Origin of the sequence: Curtobacterium uvaldense (genome assembly GCF_028307415.1) — a bacterium.
Taxonomy (GTDB): domain Bacteria; phylum Actinomycetota; class Actinomycetes; order Actinomycetales; family Microbacteriaceae; genus Curtobacterium.
On the sequence record NZ_JAQMHU010000014.1, the window covers coordinates 61,345 to 80,412 of the forward strand.

The window sequence follows — 19,068 nt, forward strand, 5'->3', positions numbered from 1 at the left end:
GTCACCCCTCGACGCCGATGGCCGCGGCGAGTTCGTCCCGCTGCACGGCTCCCACCACCGAGGTGATCGTGGGTCGGGTGAGCAGGTCGCGCGCCAGGTCGAGCACGTCGCCGGCGGTGACCCGGTCGACCCGCTGCAGCGCGGTGCCGAGGTCGGTGAACTCCCCCGTGCCCAGTTCGGACCGGCCGAGGCGGGTCATCCGGGCGTCGGAGTCCTCGAGCGAGAGCGTCAGGGCTCCCTCGATCTGGCCCTTGGCGCGGCGGAGCTCGTCCTCGGTGATGCCGTCGTCGACCATCCGCGCGAACTCGGCGTCGATGATCTCGACCACGCCGGCGACGTTGTCCGGGGCACAGCCGGCGTAGACGCCGAAGGCGCCGTTGTCGAGGTAGGCCGGGGCGAAGGAGGACACGGCGTAGGCGAGTCCGCGGCGCTCGCGGACCTCCTGGAAGAGGCGCGAGCTCATGCCCCCGCCGAGCACGGCGTTCAGCACGCTGAGCACCGGGCGGCGTTCGTCGCGGAGGTCCAGCCCCTGCGAACCACGGAGCATGCTGACCTGCTCGGTCGGCCGGTGCGCGACGGCGAGGCGCGGCACCGCCGGGTCGGCGACGGGCTGCGGAGAGCGCCGGGCGAGCGGCGAGGCCCGCGGGGCGTCGCGGAAGACGCGCTCGACGAGTTCGCGGAAGCGGTCGTGGTCGACGGCACCAGCGGCGGTGACGACGATGCCGTTCGGTGCGTAGTGCTCCCGGTAGTGGTCGAGGACCTCGTCGCGCCCGACGGCACGGATGCTCTCGGGTGTCCCGCCGATCGGACGGCCGAGGGGGTGCCCGTCGAAGGCAGCGGCGAAGAAGGCCTCGCCCGCGACGTCCGCCGGGTCGTCGGCGGCCATCGCCAGCTCCTCGAGGATGACGCCGCGCTCGACGGCGAAGGCGTCCGCGTCGAGCACCGAGCCGGTGACCATGTCGCCGATCACCTCGACCGCCATCGGGACGTCGGTGTCCCGGACCCGCGCGTAGTAGCAGGTGTACTCCTTGGCGGTCGCGGCGTTGTGCTCACCGCCCACGGAGTCGAACGCGATGGCGATGTCGAGTGCGCTGCGTCGACCGGTGCCCTTGAAGAGCAGGTGCTCGAGGAAGTGCGTGGACCCGAACTGCCCTTCGCGCTCGTCACGGGACCCGACACCGACCCAGAAGCCGAGGCTCGTGGAGCTCGCCCCCGGCACCGACTCGGTGAGGACCCGGACACCGGACGGCAGCACGGATCGACGGACGAAGGCACCACCGGACGTCAGGAAGGACGTGTCCTGGGCCTCGAGCGGCAACGGCACTGGCTGGTTCATCGCAGGAGAGCCTACTGACCCGGCGGGGCCGATCATCCAGATTCCACAGGCTCGCGGCGCGTGCCTCGAACTGGGGTACATTCGAGGAGGATAGAAAGACTCGTCTGTCTGTCCTCACTGTGGTACAGTCGTCACATCGGGTCGGAAGCCCCCCTAGATTCCGACCCGGTGGCTCGGGACATCAGTCCTGCGCGGCGGAGTCCCCCCACTCCCCCGCGGAGCCGATGAGTCCGAGGAGCAGCGCTGTGACGGTCGATTCCCCCCAACCGGCCGTCCAGCGTCTCCCCGGCCCGAGCACGAACCTCGCGTCGCCGGACGGGTCGAGCGTCCCCCCGGCTCCCCGCTCCGGCGGCGCGAAGGTCCGCATCCTCGAGACCGCGTCGAGACTCTTCTACGAAGAGGGCATCCGCGGCGTCGGCGTCGACCGCCTGATCTCCGAGGCGAGCGTCACGAAGGCGACGTTCTACAAGCACTACGGGTCGAAGGACAACCTGATCCTGGCCTACATCCGGGCGCAGGACGAGCGGGTGCAGCAGGCCTTCGCGCGCCTGGTCGAGGAGGCAGCCTCCCCGGTCGAGGCCGTCCGCGCCTGGGTCTCCGCCGTCTCGGACGACGTCGGCCGACCGGACTTCCGCGGCTGCGCCTTCCTCAACGCCGCTGCCGAGTACCACGATCCCCGCGACCCGGTCCGCCAGGTCGTCGCCGCGCACCGCGACTGGTACACGGAACAGCTCTTCGCGCTGCTGCAGCGCGCCGGACACCCGATGCCGGGCGACGGCGCCGATGAGCTCATGCTCGCGCGCGACGGCGTCATGGCCGGTGCGTACGCCGGCGACGCCATCGCGGCCACCGCCGCGCTCGGGCGGGTCGTCGAGCGCGTCATCACGCGCTGACCGGGACGGGCGCGTCCGACGCCTCCCGGGTGGGCAGCGGACGGCCGGGAGGCACGTGGCGGCGCCGTCCCGCGCCTCCCGTCCGTCCCATCCACGGGACAGGACGCGGGTGTTGGCTGGACGCATGGCCAACGACCCCAACTGGAACCTCCCCGAGGTCCCCTCGTTCACCCTGACCAGCCCCGACTTCAGCGACGGTGGCGCACTGCCCGACTGGGCACGCGGCTCCGACGCCGGTGGTGAGGACCGCTCCCCCGCGCTCGAGTGGTCCGGCGCCCCCGACGGCACGCAGAGCTACGTGCTCACCGTGTACGACCCCGACGCGCCGACCGGCTCGGGCTTCTGGCACTGGAGCCTGACGGACGTCCCGGCCTCGACCACGTCGCTCCCGCAGGGCGCCGGCACCGACGACGCGCTGCTGCCCGCCGAGGCGCTGCGGCGTCGCAACGAGTACGGCACGGACACCTTCCTCGGTGCCGCCCCGCCCGCCGGCCACGGTCCGCACCGCTACGTCTTCACCGTCAGTGCCCTCGACGTGCCGGTGCTCGAGGCCCCCGCCGACGCCACGCCGGCGGTCGTCGGCTTCCTGCTCCGCGAGCACCTGCTCGGCCGCGCGCAGCTCACCGGCACACAGGAGACCCCCGCTTCCTGACGCCGCCCGGGACACGGCGACGGCCGCAGCTCCAGCAGGAGCGGCGGCCGTCGTCGTGTCAGCAGCGCGAGGCGCGAGGGATCAACCCTCGGCGTTGTCCTCGGTGTGCTTCTCGTGGCCCTCGCGGCCCTCGGTGTCCACCTCGTCGGCGACGACCGGCGCGAGCGAGAGCTTGCCGCGGTCGTCCACCTTGGTGACCTCGACCAGGACCTTCTGGCCGACGCCGAGCACGTCCTCGACGTTCTCCACGCGCTTGCCACCGGCGAGCTTGCGGACCTCGGAGACGTGGAGCAGACCGTCGCGGCCCGGGAGCAGCGACACGAAGGCACCGAACGTCGCGATCTTGACGACCGTGCCGAGGAACTGGTCCCCGATCTCCGGGTTCGTCGGGTTCGCGATGGCGTTGACCTGCGCACGGGCGGCCTCGGCCGACGGGCCGTCGACGGCGCCGATGTAGACGGTGCCGTCGTCCTCGATCGAGATGTCGGCGCCGGTCTCGTCCTGGATCCCGTTGATCGTCTTGCCCTTCGGGCCGATCAGCTCGCCGATCTTGTCGACGGGGATCTGCACCGAGATGACGCGCGGAGCGGTGTCCGCCATCTCGTCGGGGGCGTCGATCGCCTCGGTGAGCACACCGAGGATGGCCGAGCGGGCCTCCTTGGCCTGCTTCAGCGCGGCGTCGAGGACCGACGACGGGATGCCGTCGAGCTTCGTGTCGAGCTGGATGGCGGTGACGAACTCGGAGGTACCGGCGACCTTGAAGTCCATGTCGCCGAGGGCGTCCTCGGCACCGAGGATGTCGGTCAGCGCCGCGTAGCGGGTCTGGCCGTCGACGGTGTCGGAGACGAGGCCCATCGCGATGCCCGCGACCGGCGCGCGCAGCGGCACACCGGCGTTGAGGAGCGACAGGGTCGAGGCGCAGACGGAGCCCATCGACGTCGAACCGTTGGAGCCGAGGGCCTCGGACACCTGACGGATGGCGTAGGGGAACTCCTCGCGCGACGGCAGCACCGGCACGAGGGCGCGCTCGGCGAGGAAGCCGTGCCCGATCTCGCGACGCTTCGGCGAACCGACGCGACCGGTCTCACCCGTCGAGTACGGCGGGAAGTTGTAGTGGTGCAGGTAGCGCTTCTTCGTGACGGGCGACAGCGAGTCGATCTGCTGCTCCATCTTGAGCATGTTCAGCGTGGTGACGCCGAGGATCTGCGTCTCGCCGCGCTGGAAGATCGCCGAGCCGTGGACGCGCGGGATCACGGCGACCTCGGCGTCGAGCGGACGGATGTCGGCGAGGCCGCGACCGTCCATGCGGACCTGCTCGGTCAGGATGCGGCCGCGGACGACCTTCTTCGTGACCGACTTGTACGCTCCGCTGACCTGGCCGTTGGCGGACTCGGGGAGCTCCCCGGCCTCGACCTTGGCGGCGACGGCCTCCTTGACGCGGGCCTTCAGGGCGTCGTCCTTGTCCTGACGCTCGAGCTTGCCGGCGATCTGGTAGACGTCCTTGAGCTCGTCGAGGGCGAGGGCCTCGACGGCGGAGTAGACCTCGGGGGCGTACGGCGGGAAGACCGGGTAGTCCTGGATCTCCTTGGCCGACTGTGCGGCCATCTTCGCCTGCGCCTCGACGAGGACCTTGAGGAACGGCTTGGCCGCCTCGAGGCCCTGCGCGACGATCGCCTCGTCGGGCTTGGTGGCGCCGCCCTGGATGAGGCCCCAGGCGTGCTCGGTCGCCTCCGCCTCGACCATCATGATCGCGACGTCCTCGTTGCCCTGGTCGTCGGTGACGACACGGCCGGCGACGGTGAGGTCGAAGACCGCTTCCTCGAGCTGCGAGGCCTTCGGGAACGCGACCCACTGGTCACCGATGAGCGCGAGGCGCACACCGGCGATCGGGCCCGAGAACGGCAGACCGGAGATCTGCGTCGACGCGGACGCCGCGTTGATCGCGAGCGCGTCGTAGAACTCGTCCGGCGCGATGCTCAGGACGGTGATGACGATCTGGACCTCGTTGCGCAGGCCGTCGACGAACGACGGGCGCAGCGGCCGGTCGATGAGACGGCAGACGAGGATCGCCTCGGTGCTCGGACGGCCTTCGCGACGGAAGAACGAACCGGGGATCTTGCCGGCGGCGTACGAGCGCTCCTCGACGTCGACCGTCAGCGGGAAGAAGTCGAAGCCCTCACGCGGGTGCTTGCCGGCGCTGGTGGCCGAGAGGAGCATGGTCTCCTCGTCGAGGTACGCGGCGACCGCGCCCTGGGCCTGCTGTGCGAGGCGGCCGGTCTCGAACCGGACGACGCGCTTGCCGAACTTGCCGTTGTCGATGACGGCTTCGGCGAACTTGATCTCGGGACCCTCCAAAAGGGTGCCTCCTTGACGTGTTCGGCAGACCTGGGCGACGGCACTCGTGGTGCGTGCGCGCCGAGGGGTCGGGGCGCATGTCTGGCCAGCAGTAGAAGCACTCGGGACTCCGAACGGCCCGCGAGCCACCACCGATGACCAGCTCCGTGCCCGGTCTGCGCAGTGTTGTGTGCCAGCTCCGCGATTGTGACGTCCGGAGCGTGACGTCCGGAGAACGGTCCCCGGACGATGAGGACTTTACCAGTCCTCAGGCACCCGGCGGGTGTTGCTCCTGGCGAACGGGCGTGTCCCCGGTAGCCTGCCGACATGCGCACCAGCCCTCCCCGGCGCGTGCTCGTCGCGGCCGCCGTGGTCGTGGGCGCGCTCGTCGCACCGGTCGTCACCGCCCTGCCCGCGAGCGCGTCGACGACGGAGTACCCCACGTGGCAGGACGTGCAGCGCGCGAAGGGGGACGAGCAGGCCGCGGCCGCAGAGGCGACGAAGGTGCAGGCGGCACTGCGGTCCGTGCAGGCCGACGCCGCGGCGAAGTCGCAGACCGCCCTCGACGCCTCCGAGGCCGCCGACCGTGCCGAGGCGGACCTCGCGTCGGCGACGCAGACCGCCACGGCGCTCCGGTCCCAGGCCGACACCGCCGAGCGCACCGCCACCCAGGCGCAGGACCGTGCGGGGCAGCTCGCCGCGACCCTGTACCGGGACGGCAGCCAGAACGCGATGACCACGCGCATCGCCACCACGGACGACCCGGACCAGCTGCTCTACCAGCTCGGCGCCGTCGACCAGCTCTCGAGCACGTGGGAGGGCGTCCTCGAGGACGCCTCGGTCGCCGGCCGCACGGCGGAGTCGCTGCACGACCAGGCCGAGCGCGCCGAGTCCGAGCGGAGCACCCTCGCCGCCGCCGCCGAGGAACGGTCCGCCACGGCCCGGACGGCCTCCGACGCCGCCGAGCGGGCCGTCGCCGACACCCAGCAGCACAGCGACGAGCTCTACGCGCAGCTGGCCACCCTGAAGGACACCACCGCCACGACCGAGCAGCGGTACGAGCTCGGCGTGCAGGTCGCCGCACAGAAGGCCGCGCAGCAGCGGGCGCGCGAGCGAGCCGCCGCAGCCCAGCGCGCGGCGGCGGCAACCGCCCCCTCGGCCCCGGCGCCGGTCGCGACCAGCGGCGGGACCGACACGTCCTACCCGAGCACGGGCGGCGTCACGGTCGACCCGGCCGGTGCGCAGGCGTACGCCCGCAGTGCGATCGGCGCCTACGGCTGGGGCGGCGACCAGTTCTCGTGCCTGGTCTCCCTCTGGAACCAGGAGTCGGGCTGGCGGGCCAACGCCCTCAATGCCTCGAGCGGTGCGTACGGCATCCCCCAGTCACTGCCCGCGAGCAAGATGGCGGTCGCCGGGGCGGACTGGCGGACGAACGCCGCCACCCAGGTCAACTGGGGGCTGGCGTACATCCACGACGCCTACGGCTCGCCCTGCGCGGCGTGGAACCACGAGATGAGCGTCAACCCGCACTGGTACTGACCGGCCGACACCGTCCGGTACCGCGGGTCAGTGGCCGAGGCCACCGAGCAGGGACGCGAAGTCGGTCGGCGCGGCGAGCGTCTCCTGCTGCGGCGTCCGCCGGGAGGCGCGGATCGCCCAGGCCAGGTCGACCCCGGCCCGGCGGATGCGTGCGTCCAGCGCGGCGGAGTCCGCCTCGCTCCCCCAGTCGTCGGTCGCGGCGAAGACACCGGTCGGTACGACGGCGGCGCGCAGGTACGCGAACACCGGGCGGAGGGCGTGGTCGATCGCGAGCGAGTGCCGTGCGGTGCCCCCGGTCGCCGCGAGCAGCACCGGCAGGTCGGTCACGCCGTCCTTGTCGAGCACGTCGAGGAACGACTTCGCCAGACCGCTCATCCCCGCGGTGAAGACCGGGGTGACGAAGACGAGCGCGTCTGCCTCGAGCACGGTGCGCTGAGCGGCGGCCAGGCCCGGTGCGGCGAACCCGGTGAGCATCGCGTCGACGATCTCGTGGGCGATCGGACGCAGCTCGACGTGACGGACGTCCACCGTGCCTCCCGGCTGGTCGGCCGAGACGGCGGTGACCGCGGACGCGGCGAGCCGATCCGCGAGCAGGCGGGTGGAGCTGGGCTCGGAGAGCCCGGCGGAGACGACGGCGATGGTGGTCATGACAGTTCCCGACTTTCGATGCGTTTGCATGAACATCGTACCGAACCGTGACCGGGGCGCAACCATTCCCGGTCGTGGCCGGCCGGGGACGAGGAACGCCCCGGTCCTCACGAGGAGGACCGGGGCGTTCGGTCACGCAGTGTCTGCGAGTCGACTAGCGACGCAGGCCGAGGCGCTCGATGAGCGCACGGTAGCGGCTGATGTCGACGTCGGAGAGGTACCCGAGGAGACGGCGACGCTGACCGACCATGAGCAGCAGACCACGACGCGAGTGGTGGTCGTGCTTGTGCTCCTTGAGGTGCTCGTTCAGGTCGTTGATGCGACGCGTCAGAACGGCGACCTGGACCTCGGGGGATCCGGTGTCGCCCGGGTGGGTCGCGTACTCTTCGATGATCTCCTGCTTGACCTTCGCGTCAAGTGCCATGGATGATCCCCTTCCTGTCCGTTGCGCGGTGCTCATGCCTGATGCATGGGCGCTCTTTGTCCGCGGCCGTTCGACGGCAACCGGACGAGACTACCAGAGATCAGGCAGGGCGGGCGCGCAGCCGCTGCCGTCGCGGCACCGGCAGCAGGCTCCGGACGAGCCCGACGAGGGTGGCACCGAGCAGCCCGCCGAGACCGTTCGACAGCACGTCCCGCGGATCCGCGACCCGGTACGGCAGGAAGCGGGCCTGCGCGAGCTCGATCCCGACCGACAGGACGACCGCGACCACGGCGCCCAGCAGCCACCAGCGACGCGGCAGCCACAGCGCCGCGATCATCCCGACGGGGACGAACATCCCGATGTTCGCGAGGAACTCGACCCGGTCGTAGGTGAACCAGGCACCGTGCGGCAGCTGCTGCAGCCAACCGATCACGTGCAGCACGAGCTCGTCCTGCGCATGCGTGAAGACCCGCGGCGTGAGGGTCATCCGCCAGATCACCCAGGCGTAGCCGGCGGTGAGGGCGAGCAGCAGGAGCTTCCGGAACATCCGGTCAGTATCGCTGCCGGCTCCTGGCAGCCGGCCGCGCCCCACCTGGGCAGACGCCGGGCCACCCTGGCACGACGCTGTGGCCTGCTGCCAGCATGGACGCATGCCGGAGCAGGGGACGCGCGGCCGCACCAGGGGCAGCGGACGACGACAGTGGGCGGTGCTCGCCGTCGGAGCGGTCGTCGCCGTGGCCGTGGGCGGGCTCGTCCTCTCCACGGTGTCGGGGTCCGACGACGGTCCGGACGGCACCGGCACCCCCGGCGCGACGACGACGAGGAGCAACGGTGTCGAGCCGGGCCGGGCGATCGCGGAGCGCGAGTCGGCCGCGGCCGCGTTCCCGGGCGGCCTGGCCCACCAGCCGGACCAGGACGGACAGGCTGCGCGCCGAGCCGCCGAGGCCCGAGCGGACGGCGAACGCGCGACCGCCGAGCAGATCGACGTCATCGCGGACCAGCCCGTCGCGACCTGGCTGACGAACCCCTCCGAGTCCGTCACCCGACAGGTCGTCCGGCGGGTGGTCCGGGGCGCCGAGCAGCAGCACCGCACGCCCGTCTTCGTCCTCTACGCGATCCCGGACCGCGACTGCGGCAGCTACTCCGCCGGCGGCACCGCCGAGGACGCCTACCTGCCGTGGGTGCGGTCGGCCGTCCGGGCGATGGCCGGCTCGCACGCGGTCGTGCTCGTCGAACCGGACTCGATCGCGCAGATCCACGTCTGCGAGCGCCTCGGTCGGGAGCGCCTGCGACTGCTGGACCGCGCCGTGGACGAGCTCGCCGGACACGGGTTGACGGTGTACCTCGACGGCGGCAACGAGGACCGGGTCCCCGTCACCGAGATGGCACGGTGGCTGCGGGCGGCCGGGGTCGACCGGACGCAGGGCTTCGCGACGAACGTCTCGAACTTCTACCGGGTGGACACGGAACGCGCGTACGCCGACCGGTTGGCGGACGCGATCGGTGGCGACCCGCACTTCGTGATCGACGTCTCGCGGAACGGGCAGGGCTGGCGCGGCACCTGGTGCAACCCCGAGGGTGCGGGACTCGGACAGGCACCGCACGTCACGGCGGGGTCCACCCGGCTCGACGCCCTGCTCTGGGTGAAGACGCCCGGGCTCAGCGACGGCACCTGCAACGGCGGACCGGCGGCCGGGCAGTGGTGGGAGTCGTACGCCCTGGCGCTGGTGGAGCACCGCCAGCGCGACTGACCCGCCGGGCCCCCGCAGCCGCAGCCGGCCAGCCGCTCCGGACCGGGCAGCACCGTCGTCGGTCGTCGGTGGTTCCATGGCGCCATGACCGCCACCCGCCGCCACTCCGTCGTCCCGCCGTACCTGCTGCGCGCCGTCGCCGCCGCGTCGGAGCACCCCCGCGCGGCCTCGGCGGCACGGACCGCGCTCGCCGAGATGGACGTCGTCACCGCTCCGAAGCACGAGCACCGCGTCCGACCGCAGGGCATCAGCGGCACGGTCGACCGATCGCCGCAGCGCACCGTCGCCGACGCGCGCGGCACGACCACCCTGCCCGGCACGGTCGTCCGGCGCGAGGGCGACCCCGACTCCGGTGACGCCGCGGTCGACGAGGCGTACGCCGGACTCGGCGCGACGCACGCGTTCTGGCTCGACGTGTTCGGCCGGGTGTCGATCGACGGCGCCGGGCTCCCGCTCGACGCCACGGTGCACTACGGGCAGGACTACGACAACGCCTACTGGGACGGGCGGCGCATGGTGTTCGGCGACGGTGACGACGAGGTGTTCCGGCGCTTCACGGTCGCGATCGACGTCATCGGCCACGAGCTGGCCCACGGCGTGACCCAGTACACCGCCGACCTGACGTACCAGGGGCAGTCGGGCGCGCTGAACGAGTCGGTCAGCGACGTCTTCGGCTCGCTCGTCGCGCAGTACGCCGCGGGGCAGACCGCCGACCAGGCGACGTGGCTCATCGGCGAGGGGCTCTTCACCGACGCCGTGCACGGGGTGGCCCTGCGGTCGATGCGGGCCCCGGGGACCGCCTACGACGACCCGGTGCTCGGGAAGGACCCGCAGCCGGCGACCATGGCCGACTACGTCGAGACCACCGAGGACTCCGGCGGCGTGCACCTGAACTCGGGCATCCCGAACCACGCGTTCTTCCTCGCCGCGACCACCATCGGCGGGTACGCGTGGGAGGGCGCGGGAGCCGTCTGGTGGGACGCCCTGACGTCGCCCGAGACGACCGAGGACATCGACTTCGCCGGCTTCGCACGGGTCACGGTCGACGCCGCCGCGGCACGCTTCGGGCAGGGCTCGACGGAGCACGCCGCGGTCGAGGACGCCTGGCGGAGCGTCGGCGTGCTCACCGGTCCGTGACGGCGTAGAACCGGAGCATGCAGATCGTCGTCCGCCGCAGTGGTGGGTTCGCCGGCCTCTCGCGGGGATGGCGGATCGACACCGACTCGTGCGACGACCCGGACGCCTGGGACGACCTGGTCGGCGCCCTCCCGCGCGAGGCCCCGGCGCGGCGGCGGCAGGCGGTGCAAGACGACTTCACGTGGACGGTGACGGTCGCCCGCACGACCGTCACGATCCCCGGCAGCCAGCTCGACGGCCCGTGGGCGGCCCTCGTCGCGCGGGTGCGCGACGAGGGCGAGCCGATCAGTCGGTGACGTCGACCACGACAAGCCGTCGCGTCGGTCGCGTCATCGCCACGTAGACCGCGGCCGCGGCGCGTGCCGCGTCGGCGCCGACCCGGTCCGGGTCGACGAGCAGGACGCCGTCGAACTCGAGGCCCTTCGCGTCGGCTCCCGAGAGCACCGTGACCGACCCCGGCCGCGGTGAACCGAGCCCGCGGACGTCGGCGTCGGTGCGGGCGAGTCGGTCGCGGACGGCGGTGAGCTCGGCCTCGGGCACGATGACGCCGATCGTGCCCGAGCCGATGCGCTCCCGCTCGGCGTCCACGTGCTCGGCGACCGTGTCGAGCAGCGCCGCCCGGGGCACGGACACGCGGTCGACCGGGTCGCCGTCGCGCACGGCCTCGGTGCGCGTGACCGCCAGTCCGGCGGCGTCGGCGAACGCACCCGCCGCCTGCACGATGGAGCGCGGCGTGCGGTAGTTGACCGTGAGCTCGGCGATCCGGTGGTCGAGCGGCACCACGGGCGCACGTCCGCGACGGCGGCGTGCGAGCGCACCGACGACGTCGTCCCACGTGCGTGCGGCGGCCGGCGAGGAACCCTGCGCCATGTCACCGACGATCGTGAACGACCGCAGCGGGTTCCGGCGGGCGAGGACCCGCCACTGCATCGGTGAGAGCTCCTGGGCCTCGTCGACGACGATGTGCCCGTAGGTCCACTCGCGGTCCTCGGCGGCGCGCTCGGCCGTCGTGCGTGGATCGCCGCCCTCGGCGAAGGACCCCGCGACCTGCTCGGCGGAGACGATGCCCTCGACGCCCATGTTCTCGATCGCCTGGCGGGCGTTCTCGATGTCGCGGTTGCGGCTGGCCTTGGCCGCGCGCTTCGCGGCACCGCCGGTCGGGTCGAACGGCCCGAGGAGCTCGGCGGCCTCGTCGAGGAGCGGGACGTCCTCGATCGTGAAGCCCGCGCCACGCGGTCGCTGGAGCAGTGCGCGGCGTGCGGGTGTCCAGTCCGGCGTGAGCGAGGCGAGCCAGTTCGGGCGCGCGTAGAGGTCCTCGAGGAACTTCTCCGGCGGCAGCGGCAGCCACGCGGTGTTGAGCAGGACACGGGCGTCGTACGAGCTGCGGATGTCCTCGCGCAGGACCTTCTCGTCGGCCTCGTCCACCGTCGTGCCGCGGGCGCGGAGCTGGTCGGCGAGCAGGCGGGTCATCGCGTCGAGGGCGATCTTGTTGAAGGTCACCCGGGCGACGTTGTGCGGCTTCCCGCGGTCCTGCGCCCGCTTGAGGGCGTCGGCGACGAGCTGCGGTGGCACCGTGAGCCGCTCCCCCTCGACGTCGAGCACGACCGACTCGGTCGGGACGACCTGGCGGGAGCGGACGGCACGGCGGAGCAGCGACGCCATCTGCGCCGAGCCCTTCACCGCGGCGACGTCCCCGTGGTCGTGCATCGTCGCGTGCACGCCCGGGTACAGCGACCCGAGCGAGGCCATCACCACGCCGGTCTCGCCGAGCGACGGCAGCACCTGCTCGATGTACGTCAGGAACGCCGGGGACGGCCCGACCATGAGCACGCCGGAGCCCCGGAGCCGGTCGCGGTGCGTGTAGAGCAGGTACGCGGCGCGGTGCAGCGCCACGGCGGTCTTGCCCGTACCGGGGCCGCCCTGCACGATGAGGACACCCTCGAGCGCGGAGCGGATGATGCGGTCCTGCTCGCCCTGGATCGTCGCGACGATGTCGGTCATCCGACCGGTGCGCTCGGCGGTGACCGCCGCGAGCAGCGCTCCCTCGCCCTGCAGGTGCGTGCGCTCGTCGTCGTACAGGGACGCGTCGAAGACCTCGTCCTCGACGTTCACGACCGTGCGACCCTCGAGCGTCAGGTGACGGCGGGCGCGCATGCCCATCGGGTGCGCTGCGGTCGCCTGGTAGAAGGCGCTCGCACCGGGGACGCGCCAGTCGAGCAGGAGCGGTCGGTGCTCGACGTCGCGGAGGCCGACGCGGCCGATGTACCGGAACGTGTCGTCGGGCGACTCCGGCTCGGACACCTCGAGCCGACCGAAGACCAGGCGGTCGCCGACGCGGTCGAGCGTGGCGATCGTGTCCTCGTACAGGCGTGCGTAGGCGTCACGCTCGCTGCGGCTCTGGTGGTTGCCGCCGACCGCCTGGCGGCGGGTCTCGGCGAGACGCTGCTCGGCCTCGGACGTCAGCTCGTCGAGACGGGTGAAGAGACCGTCGACGTAGCTACGTTCGCGGTCGGTCTCGGTCGGTTCGGACACACGCCACCCTTCGGGAAACAGGGGTGTCCAGTGTAGTCCCGCCGGGCGACCTCCGGGGGCGACGAGACGCACGGGCGACCGGGGGACGGACGGGAGGCGCGGTGTCGGCCGACACCCCTCCCTCGCAGGCTCGGTCGGCGCGCCCCGCGCGACGCTTCGCGTCGCCGCTCAGCGGGGCGCGCCCGTCCGTCCGTGGGGGCGGCAGCCCCTACATCTCCTCGTGCGTGTCCGGGTCGCCGTCCCAGAGACGCCCGCGCTCGAGCCCGGAGATCGCGCGGACCTCGTCGTCGGTCAGCGCGAAGCCGAAGACGTCGAGGTTCTCCCGCTGCCGGTCCGCGTCGCCGGACTTCGGCACCGGGACCGCGCCGAGCTGGACGTGCCAGCGCAGCACGACCTGGCCGGGCGTCACGCCGTGCGCGGCCGCCGCGTCGAGGACCGGCTGCTCGGTGAGCAGCTCGGACTGCTTCGCGAGCGGGCTCCAGCTCTCGGTGACGATGCCGTACTCGGTGTGCACCTTGCGGAGCTCGGCCTGCGGGAAGTACGGGTGCAGTTCCACCTGGTTCACCGCCGGGGCGACACCGGTGGCGTCGATGATCGCCTTCAGGTGCTCGGGCGTGAAGTTCGAGACGCCGATCGAGCGGACCTTGCCGCTGTCCCGGAGGTCGACCAAGGCCTTCCACGTGTCGACGAACTTCCCGACCGACGGGTTCGGCCAGTGGATGAGGTACAGGTCGACGCGGTCCAGCCCGAGGTTGCCGAGCGTCTCGTCGATCGAGCGGTGTGCCTCGTCGTAGCCGTGGTGCCGCCCGGGCAGCTTCGACGTGACGACGAGGTCCTCACGGTCGACCTCCGACTCGCGCACGGCGCGGCCGACGGCGTCCTCGTTGCCGTAGTTCAGCGCGGTGTCGAGCAGCCGGTAGCCGCTCGTGATCGCCGCGCCGACCGCTGCGGTGCCCTCGTCGCCGTTCAGCCCGTAGGTGCCGAGGCCGAGCTCCGGGAAGCGGTGGCCGTCGTTCAGCTCGATGGTGGGCGCGCCGACCTGCATCAGCGGACCCCGAGCAGGTCGATGATGAAGATGAGGGTCTTGCCGGAGAGGAAGTGCCCGCCGCCGGCCGGGCCGTAGGCGAGCTCCGGCGGGACGGTGAGCTTGCGGCGCCCGCCGACCTTCATGCCGGGGATGCCCTCCTGCCAGCCACGCACGAGTGCTGCGAGCGGGAAGTCGATCGGCTCGCCGCGGTTCCACGAGCTGTCGAACTCCTCGCCGGACTCGTACTCGACGCCGGCGTAGTGCACCTTCACGGTCGAGCCGGGCTGCGCGACGTCGCCGTCACCCTCGACGATGTCGGTGATCACGAGCTCGGTGGGGGCCGGGCCCTCTGGGGCGTCGAACTCGGGCTTGCTGTTGAGGTCAGTCATGGCGTCAGTCAACCAGCTGGGGTGTGGTGGCTTCCCCGGCGGCGCGGGTGTCTCGCTCCCCGCGAACGGGCGCGATCCGTCACGCTCAGCGGACGAACGCGACACACTCCGCCCGCTCGCGTCGCCGGAGTGCGCAGATTCCGCCCGCTCGCGTCGCCGGAGCCCGCCGATTCCGCCCGCTCGGGGCGGCGCAGGCCGCAGAATGGTTCCACCGTGACACGACCTGACACCGAACCCCGCCGCCGCCTGCTCGCCGACCTCACCCCGCTCCGCCGCTCCCCCGCGTTCGCGCGGCTCTGGGCCGGCACGGCGATCGCCGGCATCGGCACGCAGATGACCACCGTGGCGGTCGGCCTCGAGGTCTACGAGATCACCCGCTCGACCTTCGCGGTCGCGCTCGTCGGCGTGATCGCCCTCGTCCCGATGATCGTCGCCGGGCTCTACGGCGGGATGCTCGCGGACGCCTTCGACCGGCGGCTCGTGGCCCTCGTGTCCGCGATCATCGCCTGGGCCGCGGTCGCGCTCATCGCCACGCACGCCTGGCTCGGGCTGCACAGCGTGGCGCTCCTCTACGTGCTCGCGACCGTCAACGCCGTCGCCGCGACGGTGAGCAACGCTTCGCGTTCGGCGATCGTCCCCCGGCTCGTCGGGACGGACCTGCTCCCGGCTGCGAGCGCCCTCGGTGGCATCGCGTCCGGGTTCCAGGTGACGGTGGGCCCGGCGATCGCCGGTGTCCTCATCGCGAGCGTCGGCTTCGCACCGACCTACACGATCGACGTCGTGCTCTTCACGTTCGCCTTCCTCGGCGTCTTCACCCTCCCCCGGATGGCGGCGGAGCACGACGCCCTCCGCCCCGGGCTGCGCTCCCTGGTCGAGGGTGCGCGGTTCCTCAGGCGGTCCCGCAACATCACGATGACGTTCGTGCTCGACATCGTCGCGATGTCGTTCGGCCAGCCGCGCGTGCTCTTCCCGGCGATCGGGGCACTGGTCATCGGCGGCGGGTCGATCACGGTCGGCACCCTGACCGCCGCCTACGCCGTCGGCGCGCTGCTGTCGAGCGTGTTCTCCGGCCCGCTCGGGCACGTGCGACGCCAGGGCGAGGCCGTCGGCTGGGCGATCACGGCGTACGGCGCGGCGATCGCGGCGTTCGGCGTCGTCATCGCGGTGGCGCACCTGCTCGGCGGTCGGTCCGGCGAGGCCTTCGGCGTCGAGATCCTGCCCGCACTCGGACTCGCGGCGCTGTTCCTCGCGGCGGCGGGCGGCGCGGACAACGTCAGCTCGGTGTTCCGGAACACGATCCTGCAGGCGGCCTCGCCCGACGGGATGCGCGGACGGCTGCAGGGCATCTTCATCGTGGTCGTGACCGGCGGCCCGCGCCTCGGCGACCTGTACGCCGGCCTCGTCGTCGCGGCCGGCATCGCGTACCCGCCGATCATCGGCGGCGTGCTCATCATCGGCCTCGTGGCACTGCTGCTCCGGCTGGTGCCCTCCTTCCGCCGGTACGACGCACTCGACCCGCACGCGAACTGACCGGCGGGTGCCGGCCCCGTCAGGTCCGAGACTCGGCCTGGCGGACGAGACTCGCGCGCGGGAACGGCGAATTTGTCCGCGGGGCCGAGTCTCGTGCAGCTGTCCGCGGACGGGAGGCGCGTGGCGGTGCCGCACCGCGCCTCCCGGCCGTCGTGGGGTCGGGTACGGTACATCGCATGCCCGACAGCGCCTCGCGCGACCTGCAGCGGACCGGCGTCCGCGCGGTCGTCCGGCGCACCTACCACTCGGTGATCCGCCACCGCGTCGTGGACGCCGCGGCCTCCCTGACGTTCTTCGCCCTGCTGACCGTGTTCCCCGCGGCGCTCGCCGTGGTGTCGGCCCTGTCCGTCGTGGACCGGCAGGGCGACAGCCTGACGGACATCATCCAGGTGCTGGGCTTCATCGTCCGCCCCGAGACCGCGCAGCACCTCGAGGGGCCGCTGCGCCAGCTGCTGACGCTCGACAACCCGTGGGTGGGCTTCTCGATCGGGCTCGTCCTGACGCTGTGGTCGCTCTCCGGGTACGCCACGGCGTTCGGACGCGCGATGAACACCGCTTACGAGGTCGAGGAGGGCCGGCGGATCTGGAAGTTCCGCAGCATGATGCTCCTCGTCACGTTGCTCGTGATGGTCGGCGGGGCGATCGCGATCGTCATCCTGCTCGGCACCCCGACGATCTCGGCGGCGATCGTCCGGCAGCTGGGGTGGGCACCGTGGATCGACGACCTGTGGAACGTGGCGAAGTGGCCCGTGCTCGCCGTCGTCCTCGTGGTGATGGTGGCGGTCCTCTACTACGCGACGCCGAACGTGAAGACCCCGCAGCTGCGGTGGGTGTCGGCCGGAGCGGCGTTCGCGATCGTGACCTGGGCGGTGGCGACCCTCGGCTTCTCGATCTACGTCGAGACGGTCGGCGGCAGCGGGAACCGGGCCTACGGGTGGCTCGGTGGCGCGATCCTGCTACTCGTGTACCTGTACATCTCGAACTTCGTGCTCGTCGTCGGCGGGGAGCTCGACTCCGAGGTCATCCGGATGCGCCAGCTCCTCGCGGGCATCGAGGCTGACGAGTCGATCCGACTGCCACTCCGCGACGTCACGCGGAACTTCACGCTCGCACGCTGGCGCGACCAGGACATCGCTGCGGCGCACCGGGTCCGGCTCGCCGCGCAGCAGCGTGCCGAGGACGAGCACGAGGAGCCCTCGCCGACCGAGGAGCACCTGCGCGCGATGTCGCACCAGGTGCGGGTCGGCGAGCCCCCGCTGCCCTAGGCTCCAGCGCTCGCGCGGCGCTCCGCACGACGCAACGTCGGCGACGCCTCGCAGCGCTGTACCGCTGCGCAGTGCCGCCGAGGTTGCGTCCCGCGGGACGGGGTCAGCGCTCGCGCGCGACCCGCTCCGCCTCGGCGTCCAACATCTCCTCGGTGACGATCGGGATCGCCCCCGTCGCGAGCTCGATGCCCGACAAGCGCGCCGGCGACAGGACCCGCTGCACCTGGTCCTCGTCCATCAGCCCCGCCGCCGTGACGAGCGTCGCGATCGGCGTCGAGGTCGTCAACGCGGTGTGCGCGATCGACGCCGCGGCCGCGTAGCCGATGTAGGGCGTCAGCGCGGTGACGACGCCGACGTTGGTGTCCACCTGCGCGGCGAGCTTGGCCTCGTTCGCCTCGATGCCCGTGACGCAGTTCACCCGGAGCGTGGCGCACCCGCTCGCCATCCACTGCAGCGACTGCAGGATCGAGTGGGTGATGATCGGCTCGAAGGCGTTGAGCTGCAGCTGCCCGCCCTCGGCGGCCATCGTCACCGTGGTGTCGGCACCGGCGACGGCGAACGCGATCTGGTTCACGACCTCCGGGATCACCGGGTTGACCTTGCCCGGCATGATCGACGACCCCGCCTGGCGTGCGGGCAGCGTGATCTCGCCGAGCCCCGCCTGCGGCCCCGACGCGAGCAACCGCAGGTCGTTGCAGATCTTCGACAGCTTGGCCGCGCTGCGCTTCACCGTGCCGGACAGCGTCATGAAGGCACCGGCGTCACTCGTCGCCTCGATCAGGTCGGGTGCGGTGACGATGTCGAGCCCGCTCGCGACCTGCAGCTGCCGACGGACCTCGTCGCGGTACTGCGGGTCCGCGGTGATGCCCGTGCCGATGGCCGTCGCCCCGAGGTTCGTCTCCGCGAGCAGCGGCGAGACCGTGCGGAGGAGCAGGACGTCCTCCTGGATGGTGTGCGCGAACCCGGTGAACTCCTGCCCGAGGGTCATCGGCACGGCGTCCTGCAGCTGCGTGCGCCCGACCTTCAGGACGTCCTGGAACGCCCGGCCGCGCTCGGCGAACGCGTCGGAGAGCAGTTCGAGCTGCTCGGTGAGCCGCCGCACCCCCAGGATCATCGCCAGCTTGATGCTCGTCGGGTAGGTGTCGTTCGTCGACTGGCTGCGGTTCACGTGGTCGATCGGGTGCAGGTACGCGTAGTCGCCCTTCTCACGCCCGAGGATCTCGAGGGCGCGGTTGGCGAGCACCTCGTTCGTGTTCATGTTCGTCGACGTCCCCGCGCCGCCCTGCACGACGTCGACGACGAACTGGTCGCGGAGGCTCCCGTCGCGGACCTCCTGCGCCGCCTGGTCGATGGCGTCGGCACGCTCGGCGTCGAGCACGCCGATGGCCTTGTTCGCCCGCGCGGCGGCCTGCTTCACGGTCGCGAGCGCCTCGACGAGGTCCGGGTACACGGCGATCGGCACCGACGTGATCGGGAAGTTCTCGAGCGCCCGGAGGGTGTTGATGCCCCAGTACGCGTCGGCGGGGACCTCGAGGGATCCCAGCGAGTCGGTCTCGGTCCTGGTGCGCGCTGCTTCGTTGCCGGTCACCCTGTCGAGGCTAGCCCGTCCGG

Annotated in this window: 17 protein-coding genes; 8 read left to right on the plus strand and 9 right to left on the minus strand. The window is 72.3% G+C overall.

Annotation, left to right across the window (positions count from 1 at the left end; all coding sequences use genetic code 11):
- Nucleotide 1: 1 nt before the first annotated feature.
- Nucleotides 2-1,336, minus strand: coding sequence for a M16 family metallopeptidase (locus tag PIJ49_RS09930; RefSeq protein WP_251160862.1), 1,335 nt, complete (start codon nucleotides 1,334-1,336; stop codon nucleotides 2-4).
- Between the two features lie 245 nt (nucleotides 1,337-1,581).
- Between PIJ49_RS09930 and PIJ49_RS09935 the strand changes: the two genes are divergently transcribed.
- Nucleotides 1,582-2,229 (plus strand): TetR/AcrR family transcriptional regulator, encoded by a 648-nt coding sequence (locus tag PIJ49_RS09935; RefSeq protein WP_066653259.1) that lies wholly within the window; start codon nucleotides 1,582-1,584, stop codon nucleotides 2,227-2,229.
- A 124-nt stretch (nucleotides 2,230-2,353) separates the two neighbouring features.
- Nucleotides 2,354-2,881 carry a YbhB/YbcL family Raf kinase inhibitor-like protein gene (locus PIJ49_RS09940; RefSeq protein ID WP_066653256.1) on the plus strand — a complete coding sequence of 176 codons (528 nt, stop codon included), beginning with the start codon at nucleotides 2,354-2,356 and terminating at the stop codon, nucleotides 2,879-2,881.
- Nucleotides 2,882-2,962: 81 nt separating this feature from the next.
- Here the strand turns inward: PIJ49_RS09940 and PIJ49_RS09945 are convergent, their stop codons facing one another.
- Complete coding sequence (locus PIJ49_RS09945) at nucleotides 2,963-5,236, minus strand: polyribonucleotide nucleotidyltransferase (protein ID WP_066653253.1); 2,274 nt, start codon at nucleotides 5,234-5,236, stop codon at nucleotides 2,963-2,965.
- A gap of 306 nt (nucleotides 5,237-5,542) precedes the next feature.
- Between PIJ49_RS09945 and PIJ49_RS09950 the strand changes: the two genes are divergently transcribed.
- Nucleotides 5,543-6,754: a coiled-coil domain-containing protein gene (locus PIJ49_RS09950; protein ID WP_271826496.1), complete on the plus strand. Its 1,212-nt coding sequence runs from the start codon at nucleotides 5,543-5,545 to the stop codon at nucleotides 6,752-6,754.
- Nucleotides 6,755-6,781: 27 nt separating this feature from the next.
- Here PIJ49_RS09950 and PIJ49_RS09955 read toward each other — a convergent pair whose 3' ends face one another.
- The 3 genes from PIJ49_RS09955 to PIJ49_RS09965 form a co-directional block, all read right to left on the minus strand.
- A complete protein-coding gene (locus PIJ49_RS09955) occupies nucleotides 6,782-7,402 on the minus strand; it encodes a CE1759 family FMN reductase (RefSeq protein ID WP_066653250.1) in 621 nt (206 codons plus the stop codon).
- A 154-nt stretch (nucleotides 7,403-7,556) separates the two neighbouring features.
- Nucleotides 7,557-7,826, minus strand: coding sequence for a 30S ribosomal protein S15 (rpsO, locus tag PIJ49_RS09960; RefSeq protein WP_058742593.1), 270 nt, complete (start codon nucleotides 7,824-7,826; stop codon nucleotides 7,557-7,559).
- A 100-nt stretch (nucleotides 7,827-7,926) separates the two neighbouring features.
- On the minus strand, nucleotides 7,927-8,373 hold the full coding sequence (locus tag PIJ49_RS09965; protein ID WP_066653249.1) for a VanZ family protein: 447 nt from the start codon (nucleotides 8,371-8,373) through the stop codon (nucleotides 7,927-7,929).
- A gap of 103 nt (nucleotides 8,374-8,476) precedes the next feature.
- Here PIJ49_RS09965 and PIJ49_RS09970 point away from each other — a divergent pair, with 103 nt between their 5' ends.
- The 3 genes from PIJ49_RS09970 to PIJ49_RS09980 all read left to right on the plus strand — a co-directional run bounded on the left by PIJ49_RS09970 (nucleotide 8,477) and on the right by PIJ49_RS09980 (nucleotide 11,010).
- Complete coding sequence (locus PIJ49_RS09970; RefSeq protein WP_081984748.1) at nucleotides 8,477-9,577, plus strand: glycoside hydrolase family 6 protein; 1,101 nt, start codon at nucleotides 8,477-8,479, stop codon at nucleotides 9,575-9,577.
- 84 nt (nucleotides 9,578-9,661) lie between these two features.
- On the plus strand, nucleotides 9,662-10,714 hold the full coding sequence (locus tag PIJ49_RS09975; RefSeq protein ID WP_271826497.1) for a M4 family metallopeptidase: 1,053 nt from the start codon (nucleotides 9,662-9,664) through the stop codon (nucleotides 10,712-10,714).
- Between the two features lie 17 nt (nucleotides 10,715-10,731).
- Entirely contained in the window at nucleotides 10,732-11,010 is a 279-nt protein-coding gene (locus PIJ49_RS09980) for a protealysin inhibitor emfourin (RefSeq protein WP_271826498.1), read from the plus strand.
- On the opposite strand, the gene PIJ49_RS09985 is transcribed toward PIJ49_RS09980, so the two are convergent.
- From PIJ49_RS09985 to PIJ49_RS09995, 3 genes are all read right to left on the minus strand, one after another.
- Nucleotides 11,000-13,246, minus strand: a complete 2,247-nt coding sequence (locus PIJ49_RS09985) for a HelD family protein (protein WP_251160867.1) — start codon at nucleotides 13,244-13,246, stop codon at nucleotides 11,000-11,002. The two genes, PIJ49_RS09980 and PIJ49_RS09985, sit on opposite strands and share 11 nt — an antisense overlap.
- Nucleotides 13,247-13,454: 208 nt before the next feature.
- On the minus strand, nucleotides 13,455-14,291 hold the full coding sequence (locus PIJ49_RS09990) for an aldo/keto reductase (protein ID WP_271826499.1): 837 nt from the start codon (nucleotides 14,289-14,291) through the stop codon (nucleotides 13,455-13,457).
- Nucleotides 14,291-14,662 (minus strand): FKBP-type peptidyl-prolyl cis-trans isomerase, encoded by a 372-nt coding sequence (locus PIJ49_RS09995; protein ID WP_058728797.1) that lies wholly within the window; start codon nucleotides 14,660-14,662, stop codon nucleotides 14,291-14,293. Before PIJ49_RS09995 ends, PIJ49_RS09990 begins: the two co-directional genes overlap by 1 nt.
- Before the next feature lie 213 nt (nucleotides 14,663-14,875).
- Here PIJ49_RS09995 and PIJ49_RS10000 point away from each other — a divergent pair, with 213 nt between their 5' ends.
- Together PIJ49_RS10000 and PIJ49_RS10005 are read left to right on the plus strand one after the other, a co-directional pair.
- On the plus strand, nucleotides 14,876-16,192 hold the full coding sequence (locus tag PIJ49_RS10000; protein WP_271826500.1) for an MFS transporter: 1,317 nt from the start codon (nucleotides 14,876-14,878) through the stop codon (nucleotides 16,190-16,192).
- 176 nt (nucleotides 16,193-16,368) lie between these two features.
- Complete coding sequence (locus PIJ49_RS10005; RefSeq protein WP_066653237.1) at nucleotides 16,369-17,457, plus strand: YihY/virulence factor BrkB family protein; 1,089 nt, start codon at nucleotides 16,369-16,371, stop codon at nucleotides 17,455-17,457.
- Between the two features lie 103 nt (nucleotides 17,458-17,560).
- Here the strand turns inward: PIJ49_RS10005 and PIJ49_RS10010 are convergent, their stop codons facing one another.
- Entirely contained in the window at nucleotides 17,561-19,045 is a 1,485-nt protein-coding gene (locus PIJ49_RS10010; RefSeq protein WP_066653235.1) for an aspartate ammonia-lyase, read from the minus strand.
- Nucleotides 19,046-19,068: the final 23 nt, after the last annotated feature.

What these genes read in the sequence shown, in the direction of transcription:
- PIJ49_RS09980 (WP_271826498.1), top strand. Translation starts at nt 10,732, where the DNA reads ATGCAGATCGTCGTCCGCCGCAGTGGTGGGTTCGCCGGCCTCTCGCGG.
- PIJ49_RS09970 (WP_081984748.1), top strand. Translation starts at nt 8,477, where the DNA reads ATGCCGGAGCAGGGGACGCGCGGCCGCACCAGGGGCAGCGGACGACGA.
- PIJ49_RS09930 (WP_251160862.1), bottom strand. Translation starts at nt 1,336, where the DNA reads ATGAACCAGCCAGTGCCGTTGCCGCTCGAGGCCCAGGACACGTCCTTC.
- PIJ49_RS09995 (WP_058728797.1), bottom strand. Translation starts at nt 14,662, where the DNA reads ATGACTGACCTCAACAGCAAGCCCGAGTTCGACGCCCCAGAGGGCCCG.
- PIJ49_RS10005 (WP_066653237.1), top strand. Translation starts at nt 16,369, where the DNA reads ATGCCCGACAGCGCCTCGCGCGACCTGCAGCGGACCGGCGTCCGCGCG.
- PIJ49_RS09975 (WP_271826497.1), top strand. Translation starts at nt 9,662, where the DNA reads ATGACCGCCACCCGCCGCCACTCCGTCGTCCCGCCGTACCTGCTGCGC.
- rpsO (WP_058742593.1), bottom strand. Translation starts at nt 7,826, where the DNA reads ATGGCACTTGACGCGAAGGTCAAGCAGGAGATCATCGAAGAGTACGCG.
- PIJ49_RS09955 (WP_066653250.1), bottom strand. Translation starts at nt 7,402, where the DNA reads ATGACCACCATCGCCGTCGTCTCCGCCGGGCTCTCCGAGCCCAGCTCC.
- PIJ49_RS09965 (WP_066653249.1), bottom strand. Translation starts at nt 8,373, where the DNA reads ATGTTCCGGAAGCTCCTGCTGCTCGCCCTCACCGCCGGCTACGCCTGG.
- PIJ49_RS09940 (WP_066653256.1), top strand. Translation starts at nt 2,354, where the DNA reads ATGGCCAACGACCCCAACTGGAACCTCCCCGAGGTCCCCTCGTTCACC.
- PIJ49_RS09950 (WP_271826496.1), top strand. Translation starts at nt 5,543, where the DNA reads ATGCGCACCAGCCCTCCCCGGCGCGTGCTCGTCGCGGCCGCCGTGGTC.
- PIJ49_RS09990 (WP_271826499.1), bottom strand. Translation starts at nt 14,291, where the DNA reads ATGCAGGTCGGCGCGCCCACCATCGAGCTGAACGACGGCCACCGCTTC.